This window comes from Curtobacterium sp. BH-2-1-1 (genome assembly GCF_001806325.1).
GTDB lineage: Bacteria > Actinomycetota > Actinomycetes > Actinomycetales > Microbacteriaceae > Curtobacterium.
Genome location: NZ_CP017580.1, coordinates 1,951,960 through 1,971,611 on the forward strand (window position 1 = coordinate 1,951,960; position 19,652 = coordinate 1,971,611).

Annotated in this window: 19 protein-coding genes; 18 read left to right on the forward strand and 1 reads right to left on the reverse strand. The window is 68.8% G+C overall.

Annotated features, from left to right (window positions below; all coding sequences use genetic code 11):
• The first annotated feature begins 1 nt into the window (after window position 1).
• The 18 genes from BJK06_RS18240 to BJK06_RS09370 all read left to right on the forward strand — a co-directional run bounded on the left by BJK06_RS18240 (window position 2) and on the right by BJK06_RS09370 (window position 18,783).
• Entirely contained in the window at window positions 2-1,672 is a 1,671-nt protein-coding gene (locus BJK06_RS18240) for a PilT/PilU family type 4a pilus ATPase (protein ID WP_083295162.1), read from the forward strand.
• Entirely contained in the window at window positions 1,672-2,895 is a 1,224-nt protein-coding gene (locus tag BJK06_RS09290; RefSeq protein ID WP_083295163.1) for a type II secretion system F family protein, read from the forward strand. Before BJK06_RS18240 ends, BJK06_RS09290 begins: the two co-directional genes overlap by 1 nt.
• A gap of 192 nt (window positions 2,896-3,087) precedes the next feature.
• The gene (locus tag BJK06_RS19115; RefSeq protein WP_070417668.1) at window positions 3,088-3,519 is read left to right on the forward strand and encodes a type II secretion system protein; all 432 of its coding nucleotides are present in this window, start codon (window positions 3,088-3,090) and stop codon (window positions 3,517-3,519) included.
• Window positions 3,520-3,599: 80 nt separating this feature from the next.
• Window positions 3,600-5,063, forward strand: a complete 1,464-nt coding sequence (locus BJK06_RS09300) for a prepilin-type N-terminal cleavage/methylation domain-containing protein (RefSeq protein WP_156794821.1) — start codon at window positions 3,600-3,602, stop codon at window positions 5,061-5,063.
• Window positions 5,060-5,764 carry a type II secretion system protein J gene (locus BJK06_RS09305; RefSeq protein ID WP_070417670.1) on the forward strand — a complete coding sequence of 235 codons (705 nt, stop codon included), beginning with the start codon at window positions 5,060-5,062 and terminating at the stop codon, window positions 5,762-5,764. Before BJK06_RS09300 ends, BJK06_RS09305 begins: the two co-directional genes overlap by 4 nt.
• A 47-nt stretch (window positions 5,765-5,811) precedes the next feature.
• On the forward strand, window positions 5,812-7,641 hold the full coding sequence (locus tag BJK06_RS09310; RefSeq protein ID WP_156794822.1) for a hypothetical protein: 1,830 nt from the start codon (window positions 5,812-5,814) through the stop codon (window positions 7,639-7,641).
• Window positions 7,608-8,483 (forward strand): A24 family peptidase, encoded by an 876-nt coding sequence (locus BJK06_RS09315; RefSeq protein ID WP_258027609.1) that lies wholly within the window; start codon window positions 7,608-7,610, stop codon window positions 8,481-8,483. The genes BJK06_RS09310 and BJK06_RS09315 overlap by 34 nt, the downstream gene beginning before the upstream one ends.
• A gap of 39 nt (window positions 8,484-8,522) precedes the next feature.
• Window positions 8,523-9,575 (forward strand): type IV pilus assembly protein PilM, encoded by a 1,053-nt coding sequence (pilM, locus tag BJK06_RS09320; protein ID WP_070417672.1) that lies wholly within the window; start codon window positions 8,523-8,525, stop codon window positions 9,573-9,575.
• The gene (locus tag BJK06_RS18830) at window positions 9,572-10,309 is read left to right on the forward strand and encodes a hypothetical protein (protein WP_083295164.1); all 738 of its coding nucleotides are present in this window, start codon (window positions 9,572-9,574) and stop codon (window positions 10,307-10,309) included. The genes pilM and BJK06_RS18830 overlap by 4 nt, the downstream gene beginning before the upstream one ends.
• Complete coding sequence (gene pilO / locus BJK06_RS18835) at window positions 10,306-10,998, forward strand: type 4a pilus biogenesis protein PilO (RefSeq protein WP_070417673.1); 693 nt, start codon at window positions 10,306-10,308, stop codon at window positions 10,996-10,998. The genes BJK06_RS18830 and pilO overlap by 4 nt, the downstream gene beginning before the upstream one ends.
• Window positions 10,999-11,174: 176 nt before the next feature.
• Window positions 11,175-11,906, forward strand: coding sequence for a hypothetical protein (locus BJK06_RS18840; protein ID WP_181015085.1), 732 nt, complete (start codon window positions 11,175-11,177; stop codon window positions 11,904-11,906).
• A 25-nt stretch (window positions 11,907-11,931) separates the two neighbouring features.
• Window positions 11,932-12,390, forward strand: a complete 459-nt coding sequence (locus BJK06_RS09340) for a DUF6121 family protein (protein ID WP_070417675.1) — start codon at window positions 11,932-11,934, stop codon at window positions 12,388-12,390.
• 34 nt (window positions 12,391-12,424) lie between these two features.
• Window positions 12,425-13,561, forward strand: a complete 1,137-nt coding sequence (locus BJK06_RS09345; protein WP_070417676.1) for a hypothetical protein — start codon at window positions 12,425-12,427, stop codon at window positions 13,559-13,561.
• Between the two features lie 419 nt (window positions 13,562-13,980).
• Window positions 13,981-14,349: a 30S ribosomal protein S12 gene (rpsL, locus tag BJK06_RS09350; RefSeq protein WP_017885540.1), complete on the forward strand. Its 369-nt coding sequence runs from the start codon at window positions 13,981-13,983 to the stop codon at window positions 14,347-14,349.
• A 4-nt stretch (window positions 14,350-14,353) separates the two neighbouring features.
• The gene (gene rpsG, locus BJK06_RS09355) at window positions 14,354-14,824 is read left to right on the forward strand and encodes a 30S ribosomal protein S7 (protein WP_022903294.1); all 471 of its coding nucleotides are present in this window, start codon (window positions 14,354-14,356) and stop codon (window positions 14,822-14,824) included.
• 87 nt (window positions 14,825-14,911) lie between these two features.
• Window positions 14,912-17,026, forward strand: a complete 2,115-nt coding sequence (fusA, locus tag BJK06_RS09360; protein ID WP_070417677.1) for an elongation factor G — start codon at window positions 14,912-14,914, stop codon at window positions 17,024-17,026.
• A gap of 133 nt (window positions 17,027-17,159) precedes the next feature.
• A complete protein-coding gene (gene tuf, locus BJK06_RS09365) occupies window positions 17,160-18,347 on the forward strand; it encodes an elongation factor Tu (RefSeq protein WP_070417678.1) in 1,188 nt (395 codons plus the stop codon).
• A 178-nt stretch (window positions 18,348-18,525) separates the two neighbouring features.
• Window positions 18,526-18,783: an Rv0909 family putative TA system antitoxin gene (locus BJK06_RS09370; protein WP_070417679.1), complete on the forward strand. Its 258-nt coding sequence runs from the start codon at window positions 18,526-18,528 to the stop codon at window positions 18,781-18,783.
• An 81-nt stretch (window positions 18,784-18,864) separates the two neighbouring features.
• Here the strand turns inward: BJK06_RS09370 and BJK06_RS09375 are convergent, their stop codons facing one another.
• Complete coding sequence (locus tag BJK06_RS09375) at window positions 18,865-19,431, reverse strand: GNAT family N-acetyltransferase (protein ID WP_070417680.1); 567 nt, start codon at window positions 19,429-19,431, stop codon at window positions 18,865-18,867.
• Window positions 19,432-19,652: the final 221 nt, after the last annotated feature.

Consider the following 19,652-nt stretch of genomic DNA (forward strand, 5'->3'; position numbering starts at 1 on the left):
GATGACCGATTCCGTCTACGACATCTCCGTGCCCGGCGACGAGCCGGTCGCGGGGTGGCACCCGGGCCGTCCCGGCCACGAGGTCGGTGGTCGCCGCGCCGCCCGGCGCGCGGCCGCAGCGGCGCAGCAGCCGACGTCGCCGGCCGTGGAGGCGCAGATCGCCCCCGCCTCGGCCGCGCCGGTCTACGACCTGTCGGGTGACACCGCCTGGCCGGCTCCGGCTGCGCCCGTCCCCGGTGCTGCCGCGCCCTCCGCGAACGTCCCGAGCGGGTCCTGGCCGGCGCCGTCCGGCGACCCCGTCGCCGTGCCGGTCGCGCAGCCGCACGCCCGCCCCGCGACGCCGTCCGCAGCCGTCCCGCCGTCGACCGCGTCCTACGGCTACGCCGACGCGGTGACCCAGCACCTGCCGGTCGTGCCTGCGGAACCGACCACGATCCTCCCGACCGTCGCCCACGTCGCGGCCACCCACGTGCCCGCGCCCGCCGGCCACGACGAGATCAACTTCACCCGCCACGCGCGTGAGGTCGCCGACCCCGACCTCATCACCGCGCTCGCCCAGGTCGTCTACCAGGGTGCGTCGGACCTCCACCTCACCGCGGACGCGGCCCCGACCGTGCGCGTCGACGGATCCCTGCGGCCGGCGGTCCCCGGTGGGCCGTGGGCGCGGAACAAGGTGATCGCCGCCCTCAAGACCCTGCTCTCGGTGGAGCAGGCCGGGCAGTTCGACCACGAGCAGGAACTCGACTTCGCGTACTCGCTGTCGCCCGAGTACCGCTTCCGCGTGAACTACTACCAGCAGCGCGGGAACTGGGGCGCGGCCTTCCGCATCATCCCGACCAAGATCAAGACCCTCAAGCAGCTCGGCATCCCCGAGCACGTGGGAGAGTTCGCCAAGCTGCCGCGCGGACTCGTGCTCGTGACCGGGCCGACCGGTTCCGGCAAGTCGACCACGCTCGCCGCGCTCATCGACCTCGTCAACGAGACCCGGGCCGACCACATCGTGACGGTCGAGGACCCGATCGAGTTCATGCACGACCACAAGAAGGCGATCATCAACCAGCGCGAGGTCGGGGCCGACACGCACTCGTTCGCCGCCGCCCTGAAGCACGTGCTGCGCCAGGACCCGGACGTCATCCTGATCGGCGAGCTCCGCGACCTCGAGACGATCTCCGTCGCCCTCACCGCGGCCGAGACCGGCCACCTCGTGTTCGCCACCCTGCACACGCAGAGCGCTCCCGGCACGATCGACCGCGTCATCGACGTCTTCCCGCCGCACCAGCAGGGGCAGATCCGGACGCAGCTCGCCTCGACGCTCGAGGGTGTCGTCTGCCAGACGCTCGTGCCGAAGGCGAACGGTGCCGGCCGGGTCGTCGCCACCGAGATCATGAGGACCACCCCGGCCATCGGGAACCTCGTGCGCGAGGGCAAGACGTACCAGATCACCTCCGCCATGCAGGCCGGACGTGACATGGGGATGCACACGATGGACCAGGACCTCGCCGAGCTCGTCAACGTCGGCACCGTAACGCGGGCTGCCGCGATGGAGAAGGTGCACGACCACGAGGGCTTCGACCGCCTCGTGCAGCGCGTCGAGTCCCCGTCCGACTCTTCGGCCGCCGCGATCGCCGCGTCCGAGATCGACTTCGGCGACAAGTACTCAGGAGGCCACTGATGTCGCTCGCCTACGACTACCGGGGGCGCGACGGCGCCGGGAAGCTCGTCAAGGGACGGCTCGACGCGTCCTCCGAAGGAGCGGTCGTCCAGCGTCTGCGGGGCATGGGCGTCTCGCCGATCGCCATCACCGAGGCGAAGCCCGGCACCGGGTTGCAGACCGAGATCAAGATCCCGGGGTTCGAGAAGGGTGTGGGGCTCAAGGACCTGGCGATCATGTCGCGTCAGGCGTCGACCATGCTGACGTCGGGGCTCTCCCTGCTCCGCGCGCTGTCGATCCTCGCCGACCAGACGGAGAACAAGAAGCTCAAGGTGATCCTCGGCAAGGTCCGGGACGACGTCGAGCGCGGTGTCTCCTTCTCCGACGCCGTGGCGAAGTACCCGGTCGACTTCCCCCCGATCATGATCAACATGATCCGGGCGGGTGAGACCGGCGGCTTCCTCGACCAGGCGATGGACTCCATCGCGACGAACTTCGAGAAGGAGCACAAGCTCCGGTCGACCATCAAGTCGGCGATGACCTACCCGGTCGTCGTGCTGGTGATGTCGCTGCTCGCGGTCGTCATCATGCTCATCTTCATCGTGCCGATCTTCCAGGACATGTTCTCGAGCCTCGGCGGGCAGCTGCCGGTGCCGACGCAGATCCTCGTGACGATGTCCCACGCGATGCGGTGGCTCGGACCCGTGCTGGCCGTCGCGGTCGTCGTCGGGTGGCTCTGGTTCCGCGCCAACAAGAACACCGATCGCTTCCGCGCCGTCCGTGACCCGCTGATGATGCGTCTGCCGGTGTTCGGCCCGCTGACGAAGAAGATCGTCATCGCGCGGTTCGCACGCAATTTCTCGAACATGATCGGGGCTGGCGTCCCCATTCTGCAGGCATTACAGATCGTCGGTGAAGTCTCGAACAATTTCGTCGTGCAGAAAGCACTCGAACGGGTTGCGGAAAGCGTTCGGAAAGGCGAGTCGATATCCGCGCCGCTCGCGAACGAGAAAGTATTCCCGAGCATGGTCTCGCAGATGATGGCGGTCGGTGAGGACGCGGGTTCGCTCGAGGTCATGCTCGAGAAGATCGCGATCTTCTACGACGCCGAGGTCGAGGCGACCACAGAGTCCCTGACTGCCCTCATCGAGCCGTTGCTCATCGCGTTCCTGGGCGTGGTGGTCGGCGGGATGATCGTGGCTCTCTACCTGCCGATCTTCCAGATCACGTCGCTCGTCAAGTAGGAGCGACTTTCCGCTACCCCTCGTGCGGGGGAGGAATTACCCCCACTGCCCCCGGGAGTGGGGGTATTTCGCTCCCCACTTGCCCCCCGTTCTCGGGATTCCGCCCCGAATTGGCCCTGAATACTCTTGTCAGCGGCGGCGAGCACGCCCCGAACAATCTTCCCATCGCATTCCCGAAAGAATGGAAACACCATGTACTTCGCTCTCATGGGCAAGCTCGAGGCTCGCCGCAAGGGACTCCTCGAAGAGGACGAGAAGGGCTTCACGCTCATCGAGCTCCTCGTCGTCGTGATCATCATCGGCATCCTCGCCGCGATCGCCATCCCGGTGTACCTCAACGTGCAGAACAACGCGAAGGACGCCTCGGTGAAGTCGGACCTCGCCAACGCGAAGACCGCGGTGATCGCGTACCAGACCGACAAGAACGGCGCCCTGCCGGCCACGACCGACTTCAACTCGTCGACGCTCGGTCAGTACGGCTGGACGCAGAGCACGGACAACAACCTGGTCTACAAGACCACCGGCTCGGGAACGACCGCTGGCTTCTGCATCAACGGCACCGGCGCGACGAAGAACCCGTTCAACATCACGGACAAGACGTCTGCAGCCACCGGGTCCTGCTGATCCAGTTGATCGCGTGAAGGGCGGTCCGTCGTCGGACGGACCGCCCTTTCGCTCACCCGAACACCGACCAGGAGGTGACCATGATCCAACGACTGCGGAACGCCCTCAGCCCGCGCGACGAGCGCGACGCCGAGGCCGGCTTCTCGATCATCGAGGTCATGGTCGCGATGATGGTGTTCGCGGTGATGTCGGTGGGCATCGCCTACGGCATCGCGAACACCCTGCAGCTCACCCAGACGACCCGTGGCCGAGAGACCGCGGTGGCGCTGGCGTCGCAGGACATCGACACCCTCCGGCAGACCGCCGCGGCGTCGACCGCGGGGATCTTCAAGGTGATCAGCAAGGCGGGGGCCGACAACACGAAGACGGTCGGCAACGTCGAGTACAAGATCGACCGAGCAGTCTCGTGGGTGCAGAGCGACGGTGCGACCGGCGCGTGCGGGTCGTCGACCGGCAAGCTGGCCTACAAGAGCATCGTCGAAACCGTGAGCTGGCCCAGCCCGCGCAGCGGCGGGATGAGCTCCACCTCGGTGACCTCCGCCATCGCGCCGAGCGACGCCGTGACCGACCCCGGGTACGGCACGCTGATCATCTCGGTCGCGACGGCGGCCGGCGCCCCGTACGCGGGCGTCGGCATCACGGTCACGCCGGTCTCCGGCGGCGGTGGCTCCGCGCTCACCACGGCGGTCCAGCCGACCGACGCACAGGGCTGCTCCTACGCGGTCAACGTGGCACCGGGCGACTACACGGTCACCGAGAACACCACCGGTGGGATCGACACGAACCAGGCGCAGCCGTCCTCCCAGTCGCCGATCACCGTCTCCGCCGGTGCGAGCTCACCGGTGCCGTTCGTGTACGACCGCGCGAGCCAGCTGACGCTGCAGTACGCGAAGGGCTACAACGCGACGCTCCCCACGAACATGGTGACGGTGCTCTCCTCGACGGTCGGCGGCCTCGACACGGTCAAGCCGTGGGACGTCACCAGCACCTCGCTCGCCGTCACGTCCGCCTCGACGCCGAGCCTGCCGGTGTTCCCGTTCACCTCGGGCTACACCGTCTACGCGGGTCCGTACTCGAACAGCTCGGCGTCGTCCTCGAGCTGTCTCAGCCCGAACCCGTCGGCATGGTCGACACCGAATCCCTCGGGGGCAGTCGGCTCGGCACCGGGGACGATCGAGACGTCACCGGGGGTGCCGTCCTCGGCGTCCGTGATGATGGGCGTCGCGACGGTGAAGGGGGTCAAGAGCCGCTACGTGACCGCGGTGTCGTCCTCGAACCCCGCTGCCGGTGACCCGGGGTGCTCCGCCGGCATGACGATGAAGTTCCCGCTCTCGTCAGCGGACACGGCGACGATCGCCCTGCCCTTCGGGACCTGGACCCTCTACTCGGGGACGTCCTTCGGCGCGACGACCAAGAACGAGATCGCCTCGAACGCCTCCAACGTGAACGCGGTCACGAGCGGCCGCGTGAACCAGAAGAGCGCGCTCGTGGTCATCAGCTACGACAACACGCTCACGCTCGACCCACGAGGGCAGACGTCGTGACCGGGGCCCTCCGTCGGCTGCACGCCGACCAGTCGGGCGTCACGCTCTCCGAGCTGCTGGTCGCGGTGAGCGTGGCGATGGTCATCCTCGTCGCCGTCGGCGGCTTCTTCACCGCCACGCTCCGGGCCGGTTCGACGAACACGACGTCCGACCAGAACGCACGGTCGGCGTCGATCGTGATGAACTCGCTGACCCGGTACGTCCACGCGGCGAGCCTGTTGCCGAAGGCGGACGGCAGCTACGCCGCGGCGCTGACGGAAGCCGCGCCGACGCGGACGACCTTCTACGCCTACATCAACCTGGACGGCAACAGCACCGACAAGCCCGTCCAGATCCGGTACTCGGTCAACGCTGCGAAGCGGATCGTCCTGGACCAGTGGGACGGCACCGCCAACAACGGCTTCTGGACGTTCCCCGCGACCACGCAGACCCCGACGCGCAGCGTCGTCGTGGGTGGACCAGTCGCGTCCCCCACGGTCGACGGCGACCCGCTGTTCGAGTACCTCGGGGCCAACGGCACGATCGTCCCGACGCAGTCGGACGGCACGCTCGCCGCGACGCAGCTCGGGAACGTCCGTGCCGTGCGCGTGAACCTCGAGCTCGGCTCGTCGACGGCCGGCCTGTCCGGGAACACCCACATCCAGAACACCCTGTACCTCTTCAACGTGGTCTACGGGACGAACACCGGAGGGACCCCGTGAGGCGGATCCACGCACTCCTGGACCGGGCCCAGCGCGACGAGCGGGGCATGATCCTCGCCAACGTGCTCATCTTCGGCACCGTCATGATGCTGCTCGTCGCGACCATGATCGCCGTGTCGATGTCCGGCGCCGTGAAGTCGGCGACCGACCGCAACTTCCAGAACGCGATCGCCGCCGCGTACGCGGGGCTCGCCGACTACCAGTCGAAGCTCTCGAACGACAACGGGTACGCCCTCTACGGCAACGCCGACGCGCAGTTCAGCAAGGACAGCGGGTCGACCTTCAGCGGTCAGAACGGCAACGACGCCTTCTCGAAGTGGGCAGCGGTCGTCGGGTCGACGGACCAGTGGTACCGGTACGAGGTCGACAACTCGAACTACTCGTCGAAGGGCGTCCTGAAGGTCCGCGTGACCGGCAAGTCGGGCGGCAGCGTGCGGTCCCTGGTCGCCAACCTCAAGGGCGACGGCTTCATCAACTACCTCTACTTCACGAACTACGAATCGTCGAACCCGGCGATCTCGGGCAGCTCCTGCACCACCATGTACCAGTGGCAGAGCGGGACGAAGTGCCAGGCGGTGCAGTTCGCCGGGACCGACGTCCTGAACGGTCCCATCCGGACGAACGACGTGTTCACCGCGGCCTGCTCGACGGTGTTCAACGGCACCGTCGAGCAGCACGACACGAGCGTCCGCCCGTCCAGCGGGACGTGCAGCGGCGTGTTCAACGGCGGCGCCGCGACCGCGGTGCCCTACCTCGGGCTCCCCGCGCTGAACTCGAACATGTCGCAGGAGACCCGCACGGACACCCCGACCACGGTCCCTCGTCCCGGCTGCCTCTACACCGGGCCGACGCGGGTGTCGTTCCTCGGCAACGGCAAGATGACCGTCTGGTCGCCGTGGTCCAAGGCGACGCAGATCCAGGTGGTCGCGTCGACCGGTGAGGTCAAGGCGGGGGCCGACCTCGCGAAGTCCGCCGCACTGTGCGGGACCATTTCGGACCTGCAGAGCGCTGCCGGTGCCACCATCACGACCCTCCCGGCGAACCTCATGTACGTCCAGGACGTGCCGACCGCCTCGAACAACGCCAACTCCTGGGCGGCGAACACGTTCCCCTCGAAGTACACGAACACGTACTGCACGACGACGGTCACCGTGCGATCGAACGGGACCACGACGACCACGACGAACCAGCCCTTCAGCAACGGGCAGGGCTTCCCGGCCGCCGGCGAGTGGATCAACGGCGGCACGTCGGGTTCGTACGCACAGACCGGGTCGGCGTCGGACACGTACAGCTGCTCGGCGGGGGACGTGTTCGTCAGCGGCGCGTTCGCCGGTGCCATGACCATCGCGTCGTCCGGCACCATCTGGGTGACGGACGACATCACCTACGTCAGCGCGACGAACGACATCCTCGGACTGGTCGGGCAGAACGCCGTCGAGGTCTACAACCCCGCACGCTGCACCTCCTACCCGACCGTCTACCAGTGGGGTGTCGGCAACGTCACCGACACCACACGCTGCAACCAGAGCGGCGTCCGACTCCTCAACCGCTCCGGCGGAGAGTCCCTGACGATCAGTGCGGCGATCGCGAGCAACGCGGGGACGTTCTGGAACCAGAACTACGACATCGGGTCGAAGCTGGGTGTGCTCAAGGTCATCGGCTCCATCGCGCAGAACTGGCGTGGACCCGTCGCGACCACGGGCAGCACGGGGTTCTCGAAGAACTACGTCTACGACCAGCGCCTGCTGACCACTGCGCCGCCGAAGTTCCTCCAACCCGTGTCGACCTCCTACGGCGTGACCACGCAGGTGGAGGTGCAGGCGGCGTTCAAGGCAGACGGCTCGTGCGCGACGACCAGCACGGGGGCGTGCAGGTGACCGGCGCGGGCGAGGTCCTGCCGATCATCGTCGTCCTCGCCGGCGTGCTCGGCCTGCTCGTCGGCTCCTTCCTGAACGTCGTCGTCCACCGCGTCCCCGCCGGCCTCTCGGTGGTGTCGCCACCGAGCTCCTGCCCCGGGTGCGGACACGCCATCCGGCGTCGGGACAACGTGCCGGTGCTCTCCTGGGTGCTCCTGCGCGGACGGTGCCGGGACTGCGCGGAGCCGATCTCGCCTCGGTACCCGATCGTCGAGCTGTCGACCGCACTGCTGTTCGTCGCGGTCGCGGCCGTCGCGGTCTCCGGACCCGTGGTGATCGGACCCGTCCGTGTCCCTGCAGCCCAGGCGGTCCTCCTCGCGGCTCTGCTGTACCTCATGGCGGTCTCCGTCGCCCTCGCGCTGATCGACCTCGAGACGCACACCCTGCCGAACGCGATCGTCTACCCGTCCGCCGTGGTCCTCGCCGTCCTCCTGGTCGTCGTCTCGGTGCTGAGCGGAGACCTCGCGGCCCTCGGCCGGGCCGGGATCGGGGCGGTGGTCCTCGGCGGCGCCTACCTCGCGCTGGCCGTCGCGGTCCCGGGAGGGATGGGGCTCGGCGACGTGAAACTCGCCGTCGTCCTCGGGCTCGTCCTCGCGTACCTCGGATGGGGACCCCTCGCAGTGGGTGCTTTCGGCGCCTTCGTGGTCGGAGGTACCGTCGCGATCGCGCTGGTCACCACACGACGTGCGCGATGGCGCGGTGGCGTGCCGTTCGGGCCGTCGATGCTGATCGGCGCGTGGATCGGCATCGTCTTCGGACACGCTCTCTGGACCGCCTACCTCGGGGTCCTCGGACTCGCCTGACGCCTTCTCCACCGACCACTCCTCGACGAAAGCAGCAACATGGGCAAGAGCATCGTGGGCATCGACATCGCGGGATCCTCGATCCGCGCGGTCGAGGTCGCGAACGCCGACCGCGCACGCCCGACCGTCCTGCGGTTCGCCGAGGTCCCGACCCCGCCGGACGCCGTCAGCCGTGGCGAGGTGCTCGAGCCCAACACGGTCGCGTCGGCACTGCGTTCCCTGTGGTCCATCGGCCGGTTCCGCTCGAAGGACGTCGTGCTCGGCATGGGCAACCAACGCGTGCTCTCCCGCGACCTGACCGTCCCGGCCGCACCGTTGGCGCAGATCCGCGAGAGCCTGCCGTTCCAGGTGCAGGACATGCTCCCCGTTCCCGTCGGCGACGCGATCCTCGACTTCTACCCGACCGCCGAGGCGATGAGCGACAACGGTCCCGTCGTGCACGGCCTGCTCGTCGCGGCGATCAAGGACGCGGTGCTCGCGAACGTCAAGGCCGCGCAGCTCGCTGGCCTCAACCCGGTCGGCGTCGACCTCATCCCGTTCGCCCTGACCCGCGTCCTCGTGGGCCGGCCGGGGCTGCACGGCACCACGGCGCTGGTCCAGCTCGGCGCCGACACGACGACCGTCGTCCTCGTGAGCGACGGCGTCCCCCAGTTCGTCCGCATCATCCCGACGGGCGGGAACGACGTCACCAAGACGCTCGCGGCAGCGCTCGACATCGAGTTCGGACAGGCCGAGGTCGTGAAGCGGCACCTCGGCATCGGTACGGGCGCTCGCACGCCGGACGACGCGCGCGCCGTGTCGGTCATCGCCGACGCCGTCACGGAGCTCATCGCGAGCCTCCGGAACACGATCAGCTACTTCGTCAACACGCGCCCGGGCGACCACGTCGAGCGCATCGTCCTCGTGGGCGGTGGCGCTCGCCTCGTCGGCCTCCCCGAGGCGCTCGCCGCGCACACCCACCTCCCGGTGCAGCGCGGCTCGGCCTTCGCGGGGGTCGACCTCGCGCGGTCGATCCCGGTGCAGGACGTGACGGACCACGAGGACGCGATCGCCGTCGCCTACGGGCTGGCAGTGGGGAGTCGAGCAGCATGACCGCCACCGACGTCCGGGCCGCAGCGCCCGAGGACACCACCGGACCCGGACGGGGTCGCGCTCCGCGCGGCCCGCGCACGACGGCGTCCACCTCGATCGCGGGGCGTGAGCCGCGCGTCGACCTCCTCCCGCCCGAGGTCCACACGGAGCGCCGCGAACGGGCCATCGCGCGGCGCGCCTGGCTCGGCGTGATCGTCGCCGCCGCGGTCGCGGCCCTGGGCTCCGGCGGCGCGTACGTGCACCAGCTCGACACGGCGCAGTCGTACCTGTCCGCGCAGAACGAGACCACCTCGCTCCTGCAGCAGCAGCAGCGCTACTCGGAGGTCCGTTCGGCCGAGAACGACACGGCCCTGCTCGAGGCCGCCCAGTCCGTCGGCGGCTCCACCGAGATCGACTGGAGCTCGACACTCGCGCAGCTGAAGTCGGTGCTCCCCGCCGGCGTCTCCATCACCGCGATGACGATCGACTCGGCGGACTCCACCGAGTCCTTCGCGCAGTCGACCGTCCCGCTGCAGGGGTCACGAGCAGCGACGATGCAGCTGACGATCCAGAGCCCGAGCATCCCCTCGGTCCCGGACTGGACCGCACGCCTCTCGCAGCTCCGTGGCTACGTCGACTCGACGATCACGTCGGTCGCGCTCGAGGAGGACACGGGGCAGTACTCGGCGACCATCCAGGCGCACCTCGGCGCGAAGGCGTTCGACGGCAAGTACACGAAGGACGGATCGAAGTGAACAAGAACCGTCTGTCCCTCATCATCGCGTTGGCCGCGACGCTGGCCGTCCTCGCGGGCGGATGGTTCCTCGGCGCACAGCCGCAACTCGCACAGGCGTCCGACAACAGCGCCCAGCAGGCCGACATCGACGCGACGAACGCCCGGAACCGCGCCGAGCTCCACCGACTCGAGGAGGCGTACACGTCGCTCGACGCGACGAAGGCCGAGCTGGCTGCCCTGCGGGCCTCGGTCCCGTCCTCGACCGACACCGCCTCGCTGCTGAACCAGTTGAACGGCGCCGGCGCTGCCAGCGGCGTCACGGTCACGTCGATCACCATCGGTGACCCCAAGGCGTACGCCCCAGTGGCCGCGGCGGAACCGGCCCCGTCCGCGAGTGCGTCCCCGTCGTCGACGGCGTCCGCGTCGGCAGCGCCGACAGCCGCAGCGACGCCCGAGGCGCCGGCCCCGCACAGCGACGCCCAGATCACGAGCGCGAACTTCGTGGTCGTGCCCGTGACGGCGGCCGTCAAGGGGTCGTACGACCAGGCACTCGCCTTCACGAAGAACGTGCAGAACGGTCAGCGGCTGTTCCTCGTGAACGGGGTCGCGGCGACGAGTTCCGACTCGGGCGGCGACCCGATGGCCGACCAGTCGTGGTCGCTCTCCGGGTACGTCTACGTGCTCGCGGACCCCTCCACGAACGGCTGATCCGACCCCCACCAACTGGGGTCCGACGCGCCACGCCGCACCCTCTTCCGCACGGCCTCCCGCTGTGCTTACGATGCTCCTGAGCCCGCGCTCGCGGCTGCTCGTCCCTCTCTCGAACGGTCGCTCGAAACGGCCGTTCCTCGTCGTGCCCGGAGTCGCGCGTGTTGGCTGGAATCGTGGAGTTCCTCGGTTGGTTCGGAGCGGTAACCGTCCTTGCTGGTTACTTGCTCTTCTCGATGGGCAAGCTCCCGAACGGCCCCATTTACCAGCTGTTCAACCTCGTGGGCGGGCTCGCCGTGGCGATCAACGTCGCGGCGCACCACGCCGTCCCGTCGACGATCGTGAACGGCATCTGGGCGATCGTCGCGGTCGTCGTGCTCGTCAAGATGGCGAAGGCCCGTCGTGCGGCGAAGCGGGGTGCCCCGTCGACCGAGACGCCGGTCCTCCACGCCGAGCCCCCGGCGACCACGGCGGTCCTGCCGATCGTCGGACCGGCGCTGCGCGACCACGAGGCGGAGGCGACGTTCACCGCGGCACCCGCGCCGCGCCTCCAGGGCCCGGACGCCGACGGCGACGCGACCACCACGCCCGACGCGACGCACGCGACCGACGCGACCAGCACGCCCGACGCGAACAGCACGACCGACGCCCCGACCGCAGCCGCGCCGATGACCGAGTCCATCCCGGTCATCACGGCCACGATCGCCCTCGCGCTCGTCGCCGCAGCGCAGGAGCACGCCGACCAGCAGGAGCTCGCAGCGCAGGAGCACGCCGACCAGGCGACCCACGCCGACCCGATCCACGCCGACCAGGCCCACGCCGACCAGGCGACCCACGCCGACCCGACCCACGCCGACCAGCAGACGCACGCGAACGAGCCGCAGCGCGCAGACGCCACCCCCGCCTGAGCCCCGCCAGCGATACGATCACCGCATGTCCCGGTGGTTGATCGCGACGATGACGTCGATCCTGTTCATCGCGCTCGTCATCGCGGTGACCGGCTTCGAGGCCCTCCTCGCCGACGTCGAGGTCATCTCCCAGCCCGACGCCACCCCGTACCTCGGCCCCGCGATGGTGCTCGGCGGTGCCGTGGTGGTGTTCCTCGCGACCGCGGTCGGCTCCCGCGAGGGCAACCCCGGCGTCACCGGCCTCGTCGCCGCGGCGACCTGCTACCTGGTGATGCTCGGCGTCGGGGCGGTCGGCTACAGCCTGGTCCGCAGCGACCTCACCGAGCTGCTCGTGTTCCCGGCCGGCTACGCACTCGGGCCGTTCGTCGTCGGTTCGGTGGTCGTCGCACTCCTGTGCGTCGTCGGCGGGATCGCCGCGGCACGGCACCAGTCGCGCGCGTCGGGGGTGCGCCCGGAGCCCGGCGATGACGGTGCCCGCCGGTAGTCTTCCTGCAGCACCACAGGACGACGGGGGACCGATGACCGACCAGCACCAGGCCGACGGATGGGGATCCGTCCCGGCCGTGGACTCGATCCGCGGCACGCGGGACGCACCACCGGCGGGGGCGTCCGGACCGCAGCCCCGGCCCCGTCGTCGACTCGGTCGCGGTCGGCTCCTCAGCATCGTCGCGGGTGGCGCGGCCGTCGTGCTGCTCCTGGTCACGGGCGTGGTCGGCTACTCGGTCGGCACCTCGACGCACGCTGCCGATCGTCCGGTCCGTGCCTTCCTCGACGACCTCACGGCGGGTCGGGTGGGCGCCGCGCTCGACGTGGCGGGCATCGAGCACGACGAACGCGACCTGCTCCTCACCAAGGCCGCCTACGCGAAGGCGAAGGACCGCGTCACGGGGTACCGGATCGCCGCCACGCGTACGGACGGCGACACCGCCACGGTGACGGCGTACCTGCGGCAGGCGGGGCGCGACGTCTCGTCCACCTTCACCCTCGACAAGACGGGCACCGACTGGGGCGTGTTCCCGGTCTGGCAGCTCGAGGCACCGCGGCTCGGTGCGGTGGACGTCAGCCTGCGCGGCCCCACGGGCACGAAGGTGTCGGTGGCCGGGCAGTCCGTGGTCACGTCGAAGGACGGCACGGCGACGCTCACGGCCCTCCCCGGCACGTACGACGTGGCGGTGGACGGTGGCGAGTGGTACTCCGCCAAGGCCGCGACGGCGACGGTCACCGGGTTCGGGGGCACCGCCTCGAGCCCCGTCTCGATGACGACGGAGCTCACCGCAGCGGGCAAGCGGTCCGCCCAGGCGGCGGTGGACGCGTGGGTCGACGGCTGCATCGCCTCGACCGAGGCGGCACCGGCCGGGTGCAGCTTCTACGCCTACGGGCAGGACGCCGCGTACACGTACACGAACCAGAAGTGGACGCTGGACACCCGCCCAACCGTGTCGATCGGCGGGTGGGTGTCGAACGGCTGGCTCGTCACGACGACGTCCTTCGGGCGTGCCACGTTCACGGCGGACATCTCCGGCCCGGGCGGGGTGGGCACGGCGTCCGCCGGGCCGATGAACGTCAACGCCAGCGGGTACGTCACGGAGTTCACGGACGCGGGGGCGACGTTCCGCTCGGCGGTGGGCAACGGCTCGTCCGACACGGGCTCCTGACGCCGCGCACGACGGCGCCCCGGTGCGTCCAGGAGGCACGGTGCCGGCCCGCCACGTCCGTCCAGCGGCCGTGGGTCCGGTCCACCGCGCCCGGCCGGCGGCCGTGTGTCCGGTCCACCGCGCCCGGCCGGGCGGAGCGCCCCGCGCCCCGCGTGACCACCCACGCGACGCCTGTTCGCCCAGGGCACTCGTCACGCGCCTCCAGGGCGACGCGCCCGGATTGATTTCGCCGGGTTACGCGGGTAATCTCTTCCGGGTGTGCGCCTTCGGGCGTGCCCGAAAAGTCCGGTCCGACCAACGGTCGGCCGGAACACTCCGTCCCCCACTCGTCATCCGCCGTCAGGCGGTGATCAGCGTGGGACGAGGAAGTCGGCGGACCGCGCCGGCCGGAGAACACGAGCGAAGAACCAGGAGAACAGTTGCCTACTATTCAGCAGCTGGTTCGCAAGGGTCGTACGCCGAAGGTCACCAAGACCAAGGCGCCCGCCCTGAAGGCGAACCCCCAGCAGCGTGGTGTGTGCACCCGCGTCTACACCACCACCCCGAAGAAGCCGAACTCGGCACTGCGCAAGGTCGCTCGTGTCAAGCTCTCGAACGGCACCGAGGTCACGGCCTACATCCCCGGTGAGGGCCACAACCTCCAGGAGCACTCGATGGTGCTCGTGCGCGGCGGTCGTGTGAAGGACCTCCCCGGTGTCCGCTACAAGATCATCCGCGGTGCGCTCGACACGCAGGCCGTGAAGAACCGTAAGCAGGCACGTAGCCGCTACGGCGCGAAGAAGGGTTGAGCCAATGCCTCGTAAGGGTCCCGCCCCCAAGCGTCCCGTCGTCGCAGACCCGGTCTACGGCGCACCGATCGTCTCGCAGCTCGTGAACAAGATCCTGCTCGACGGCAAGAAGGGCCTCGCCGAGCGCATCGTCTACGGTGCCCTCGAAGGCGTTTCCGCCAAGAACCAGCAGGACGCCGTCGCGACGCTCAAGAAGGCGCTCGACAACGTCCGTCCCACCCTCGAGGTCCGTAGCCGCCGCGTCGGTGGCTCGACCTACCAGGTCCCGGTCGAGGTCAAGCCGCACCGCGCGAACACCCTCGCGCTCCGCTGGCTGACCTCGTACGCCAAGGCCCGTCGCGAGAAGACGATGACCGAGCGTCTCATGAACGAGATCCTCGACGCGTCGAACGGTCTCGGTGCCGCGGTCAAGCGCCGTGAGGACACGCACAAGATGGCCGAGTCGAACAAGGCCTTCGCCCACTACCGCTGGTAGTCCCGGCACCGTCCGGGCGCCGGTGGTCATGAACCCCGGCGCCCGCACGGACGCCAACCTCTCCTACAACTCTTCCGGAGGAACCCTGTGGCACAGGACGTGCTCACCGACCTGAACAAGGTCCGCAACATCGGCATCATGGCGCACATCGATGCCGGCAAGACCACGACGACCGAGCGCATCCTGTTCTACACGGGCATCACGCACAAGATCGGTGAGGTCCACGACGGCGCTGCCACGATGGACTGGATGGCGCAGGAGCAGGAGCGCGGCATCACGATCACGTCGGCCGCGACGACCTGCTTCTGGGACAACAACCAGATCAACATCATCGACACCCCCGGTCACGTGGACTTCACGGTCGAGGTGGAGCGTTCGCTCCGCGTGCTCGACGGTGCGGTCGCCGTCTTCGACGGCAAGGAGGGCGTCGAGCCCCAGTCCGAGACCGTCTGGCGTCAGGCCGACAAGTACGACGTCCCGCGCATCTGCTTCGTCAACAAGATGGACAAGCTGGGCGCCGACTTCTACTTCACGGTCGACACCATCATCAACCGCCTCGGCGCGGAGCCTCTCGTGCTCCAGCTCCCGATCGGCGCCGAGAACGACTTCGTCGGGATCGTCGACCTCATCGAGATGCACGCCAAGGTCTGGCCGGGCGACTCCAAGGGTGATGTCACCATGGGCGCCCAGTACGAGGTCCAGGAGATCCCCGCGGACCTCAAGGACCGTGCGGACGAGTACCGCGCCAAGCTGATCGAGCGCGTCGCCGAGACCGACGACGCCCTGCTCGAGAAGTACTTCGGCGGCGAGGAGCTCACCAAGGACGAGATCAAGGCTGCGATCCGCAAGCTCACGATCGCGTCCGAGGTCTACCCCGTCCTGTGCGGCTCGGCCTTCAAGAACCGCGGCGTCCAGCCGATGCTCGACGCCGTCATCGACTACCTCCCGTCCCCGCTCGACGTGCCGCCGATGATCGGCCACGACGTCAAGGACGAGGAGAAGGAGATCATCCGCAAGCCCGACGCGTCGGAGCCGTTCTCGGCCCTCGCGTTCAAGGTCGCGGTGCACCCCTTCTTCGGTCGTCTCACCTACGTCCGCGTCTACTCGGGCTCGATCGAGTCGGGTGCCCAGGTCATCAACTCGACCAAGGGCAAGAAGGAGCGCATCGGGAAGATCTTCCAGATGCACTCCAACAAGGAGAACCCGGTCGACAACGTGACCGCCGGCCACATCTACGCGGTCATCGGTCTCAAGGACACCACCACCGGTGACACCCTGTGCGACCCGACCAACCAGGTCGTCCTCGAGTCGATGACGTTCCCGGAGCCGGTCATCGAGGTCGCCATCGAGCCGAACACGAAGGCCGACCAGGAGAAGCTCTCCACGGCCATCCAGAAGCTCGCCGAAGAGGACCCGACGTTCCGCGTCGAGCTCAACGCCGAGACCGGTCAGACGACGATCAAGGGCATGGGCGAGCTCCACCTCGACATCCTCGTCGACCGCATGAAGCGCGAGTTCAAGGTCGAGGCGTCGGTCGGCAAGCCCCAGGTGGCCTACCGCGAGACCCTGACCAAGGTCGTCGAGCGCTACGACTACACGCACAAGAAGCAGACCGGTGGTTCCGGCCAGTTCGCGAAGGTGCAGATCGCCCTCGAGCCGATGGAAGTCACGGCCGAGAAGGTCTACGAGTTCGAGAACGCCGTCACCGGTGGTCGCGTCCCGCGTGAGTACATCCCGTCGGTCGACGCCGGTATCCAGGACGCCATGCAGGTCGGCATCCTGGCCGGGTACCCGACCGTCGGCGTGAAGGCCATCCTCAAGGACGGCGCGGCGCACGACGTCGACTCGTCTGAGATGGCGTTCAAGATCGCCGGTTCGATCGCCTACAAGGAAGCGGCCCGCAAGGCCGGTCCGGCGATCCTCGAGCCGATCATGGCCGTCGAGGTCCGTACTCCGGAGGAGTACATGGGCGACGTCATCGGTGACCTGAACTCCCGTCGTGGCCAGATCGCTTCGATGGAGGACGCCTCGGGCGTCAAGGTGGTCCGCGCGAGCGTGCCGCTGTCCGAGATGTTCGGCTACGTCGGCGACCTGCGGTCGAAGACCTCTGGTCGTGCGGTCTACTCGATGACCTTCGAGACCTACAGCCAGGTCCCGGCCAAGGTCGCCGAGGAGATCATCGCGAAGAACGCGGGGGAGTGACGCTCCAGCGTCTCTCCACAGGCGGGGGTGCCCGGCGACGGGCCCCTCGCCACCAAGTACAGTAAAGACACACACTGCACGCCAACGGTTCACGAACCGGGGCATGCTCTCCGAGTCCTGAGGAGGACCCACAGTGGCCAAGGCCAAGTTCGAGCGGACCAAGCCGCACGTCAACATCGGAACCATCGGTCACGTCGACCACGGCAAGACCACGCTCACGGCGGCGATCACCAAGGTTCTGCACGACCAGTACCCGGACCTCAACGAGGCCCGTGACTTCGCTCAGATCGACAACGCTCCCGAGGAGCGCGAGCGCGGCATCACGATCAACATCTCGCACGTCGAGTACCAGACCGAGAAGCGCCACTACGCGCACGTCGACGCTCCTGGTCACGCTGACTACGTGAAGAACATGATCACGGGTGCGGCGCAGATGGACGGCGCGATCCTCGTGGTCGCCGCCACCGACGGTCCGATGCCCCAGACGCGTGAGCACGTGCTGCTCGCCCGCCAGGTCGGCGTCCCCTACATCGTCGTCGCGCTGAACAAGTCCGACATGGTGGACGACGAGGAGATCCTGGAGCTCGTCGAGCTCGAGGTCCGTGAGCTCCTCGGCTCGCAGGAGTTCGACGAGGACGCCCCCGTCGTGCAGGTCTCGGCGCTCAAGGCGCTCGAGGGCGACGAGAAGTGGGTCAAGTCCGTCCAGGACCTCATGGCCCAGGTCGACGAGCACGTGCCGGACCCGGTGCGCGCCACCGACCAGCCGTTCCTGATGCCGATCGAGGACGTCTTCACGATCACCGGTCGTGGCACGGTCGTCACCGGTCGTGTCGAGCGTGGCACGCTCGACCTCAACTCCGAGGTCGAGATCGTCGGCATCCGCCCGACGCAGAAGACCACGGTCACGGGCATCGAGATGTTCCGCAAGCTGCTCGACAAGGCCGAGGCTGGTGACAACACCGGTCTGCTCATCCGTGGCCTCAAGCGCGAGGACGTGGAGCGCGGCCAGGTCGTCGTGAAGCCGGGTTCGGTCACGCCGCACACCGAGTTCAAGGCGAACGCCTACATCCTGACCAAGGAAGAGGGCGGGCGTCACAACCCGTTCTACGCGAACTACCGTCCGCAGTTCTACTTCCGCACCACGGACGTCACCGGCGTCATCACGCTGCCCGAGGGCACCGAGATGGTCATGCCCGGCGACACCGTGTCGATGGCCGTCGAGCTGATCCAGCCGATCGCCATGGAGCCGGGTCTCCGTTTCGCCATCCGTGAGGGTGGTCGTACGGTCGGCGCCGGTACGGTCGAGGAGATCGTCAAGTAACTCCGGTTACCACGCGTCAGCGGGGTCGGACCTTCGGGTCCGGCCCCGCTTTCCGTTTCCCGGGAGTTCGCTCGCGTTCGGCGGACAGATCGCGGGGATCGGAGCACGATGTGGGCCAAGCGGCCGGATCGACCGGCCATCGAGCGGCCGGGTCACCTCCGGCCGGCAGGGAGGCAGCATGGCCGGCTTCGACGACATCCAGAAGAACGTCTCCGCCAAGGCGGAGGAGGTCACCGACCGCGCGAAGGCGTTCGTGGACGAGAACAAGGACAAGATCGAGGAGGCGCTGCAGACCGACAAGGCGGAGGACGTCTCCGACAAGATCATCCACGGCCTGGCCGACGGCTTCAAGAAGGTCACGGGCGGCAAGTTCGACGAACAGATCGACAAGACCGCGCAGGGCCTGGACGACAAGATCGGCAACAACGGCGAGTAGGTCCGACGCCGAGGACGGACTGGAGGCGCTGCGCACGACGTGCGCAGCGCCTCCAGTGCCGTCACGGGCCCGGCCCGATCGTCAGGCCGGTTCGACCGTCGTGGTGACGACCCAGCGGTGCTTGCCGATCGCGCGCTGGCGCGCGAACCCGAACTGCTCGAACGTCGAGAGCGCGCCGTGGAAGAGGAAGGCGGCCGGCACCGTCCCGGCGGGTTCCGGGTAGCCCTCGACGGTCCCCCCGCCGGCGGCGGCGATGAGGGCGAGCGCACCGCCGAGCGCCTCGGTGGCGACCCCCTGTCGGCGGTACCCGGCGCGGACGTAGGTGCAGCCGATGCGCCAGGCGGGATCCGGACCGACCTGCGTCCGGTCGTACACGCGACGGTTCTTGATGCGGACGACCTCGGAGACCGGCCCGAACTGGCACCAGCCGACGCACCGCTCCCCGTCGAGGACGAGCGCGGCGTGGGTGGTGCCGGCGAGGACGCGGGCGTGCTTGCGCTCCCGGTTGCACGCGGCGTCCCGTGTCGGCCCCTCGTCGTGGAAGCCGATGCAGAAGCAGCCGCTCGGGAAGCCGTCGCTCGTGCGGCAGAGCTCGTCGAAGGCGTCCCACGTGGACGCGTCGAGAGGACGTACGGTGTACGACGCCATGGCGGCAGCGTAGACGTGCCGTCGGCCTTCCGGAAGTCGGCGTAGTTGTCCCCACAAGGTGGGACGCGATGTACCCCACTCGGGGTGTTGTTGCGGTTTCCCGCGACTCGATACCGTGGAGTCGCGAGGCCGATCCGGCCTCTCGTGGTGACCCGAACACCCACGCACGCGCGCCCAGGGATCCCTGCCCGGACGGTGCCGCATCGCTGCGCTGTGCTCGG

What these genes read in the sequence shown, in the direction of transcription:
- BJK06_RS18240 (WP_083295162.1), top strand. Translation starts at nt 2, where the DNA reads ATGACCGATTCCGTCTACGACATCTCCGTGCCCGGCGACGAGCCGGTC.
- BJK06_RS09290 (WP_083295163.1), top strand. Translation starts at nt 1,672, where the DNA reads ATGTCGCTCGCCTACGACTACCGGGGGCGCGACGGCGCCGGGAAGCTC.
- BJK06_RS19115 (WP_070417668.1), top strand. Translation starts at nt 3,088, where the DNA reads ATGTACTTCGCTCTCATGGGCAAGCTCGAGGCTCGCCGCAAGGGACTC.
- BJK06_RS09300 (WP_156794821.1), top strand. Translation starts at nt 3,600, where the DNA reads ATGATCCAACGACTGCGGAACGCCCTCAGCCCGCGCGACGAGCGCGAC.
- BJK06_RS09310 (WP_156794822.1), top strand. Translation starts at nt 5,812, where the DNA reads ATGATCCTCGCCAACGTGCTCATCTTCGGCACCGTCATGATGCTGCTC.
- pilM (WP_070417672.1), top strand. Translation starts at nt 8,523, where the DNA reads ATGGGCAAGAGCATCGTGGGCATCGACATCGCGGGATCCTCGATCCGC.
- BJK06_RS18830 (WP_083295164.1), top strand. Translation starts at nt 9,572, where the DNA reads ATGACCGCCACCGACGTCCGGGCCGCAGCGCCCGAGGACACCACCGGA.
- BJK06_RS09340 (WP_070417675.1), top strand. Translation starts at nt 11,932, where the DNA reads ATGTCCCGGTGGTTGATCGCGACGATGACGTCGATCCTGTTCATCGCG.
- BJK06_RS09345 (WP_070417676.1), top strand. Translation starts at nt 12,425, where the DNA reads ATGACCGACCAGCACCAGGCCGACGGATGGGGATCCGTCCCGGCCGTG.
- rpsG (WP_022903294.1), top strand. Translation starts at nt 14,354, where the DNA reads ATGCCTCGTAAGGGTCCCGCCCCCAAGCGTCCCGTCGTCGCAGACCCG.
- BJK06_RS09370 (WP_070417679.1), top strand. Translation starts at nt 18,526, where the DNA reads ATGGCCGGCTTCGACGACATCCAGAAGAACGTCTCCGCCAAGGCGGAG.
- BJK06_RS09375 (WP_070417680.1), bottom strand. Translation starts at nt 19,431, where the DNA reads ATGGCGTCGTACACCGTACGTCCTCTCGACGCGTCCACGTGGGACGCC.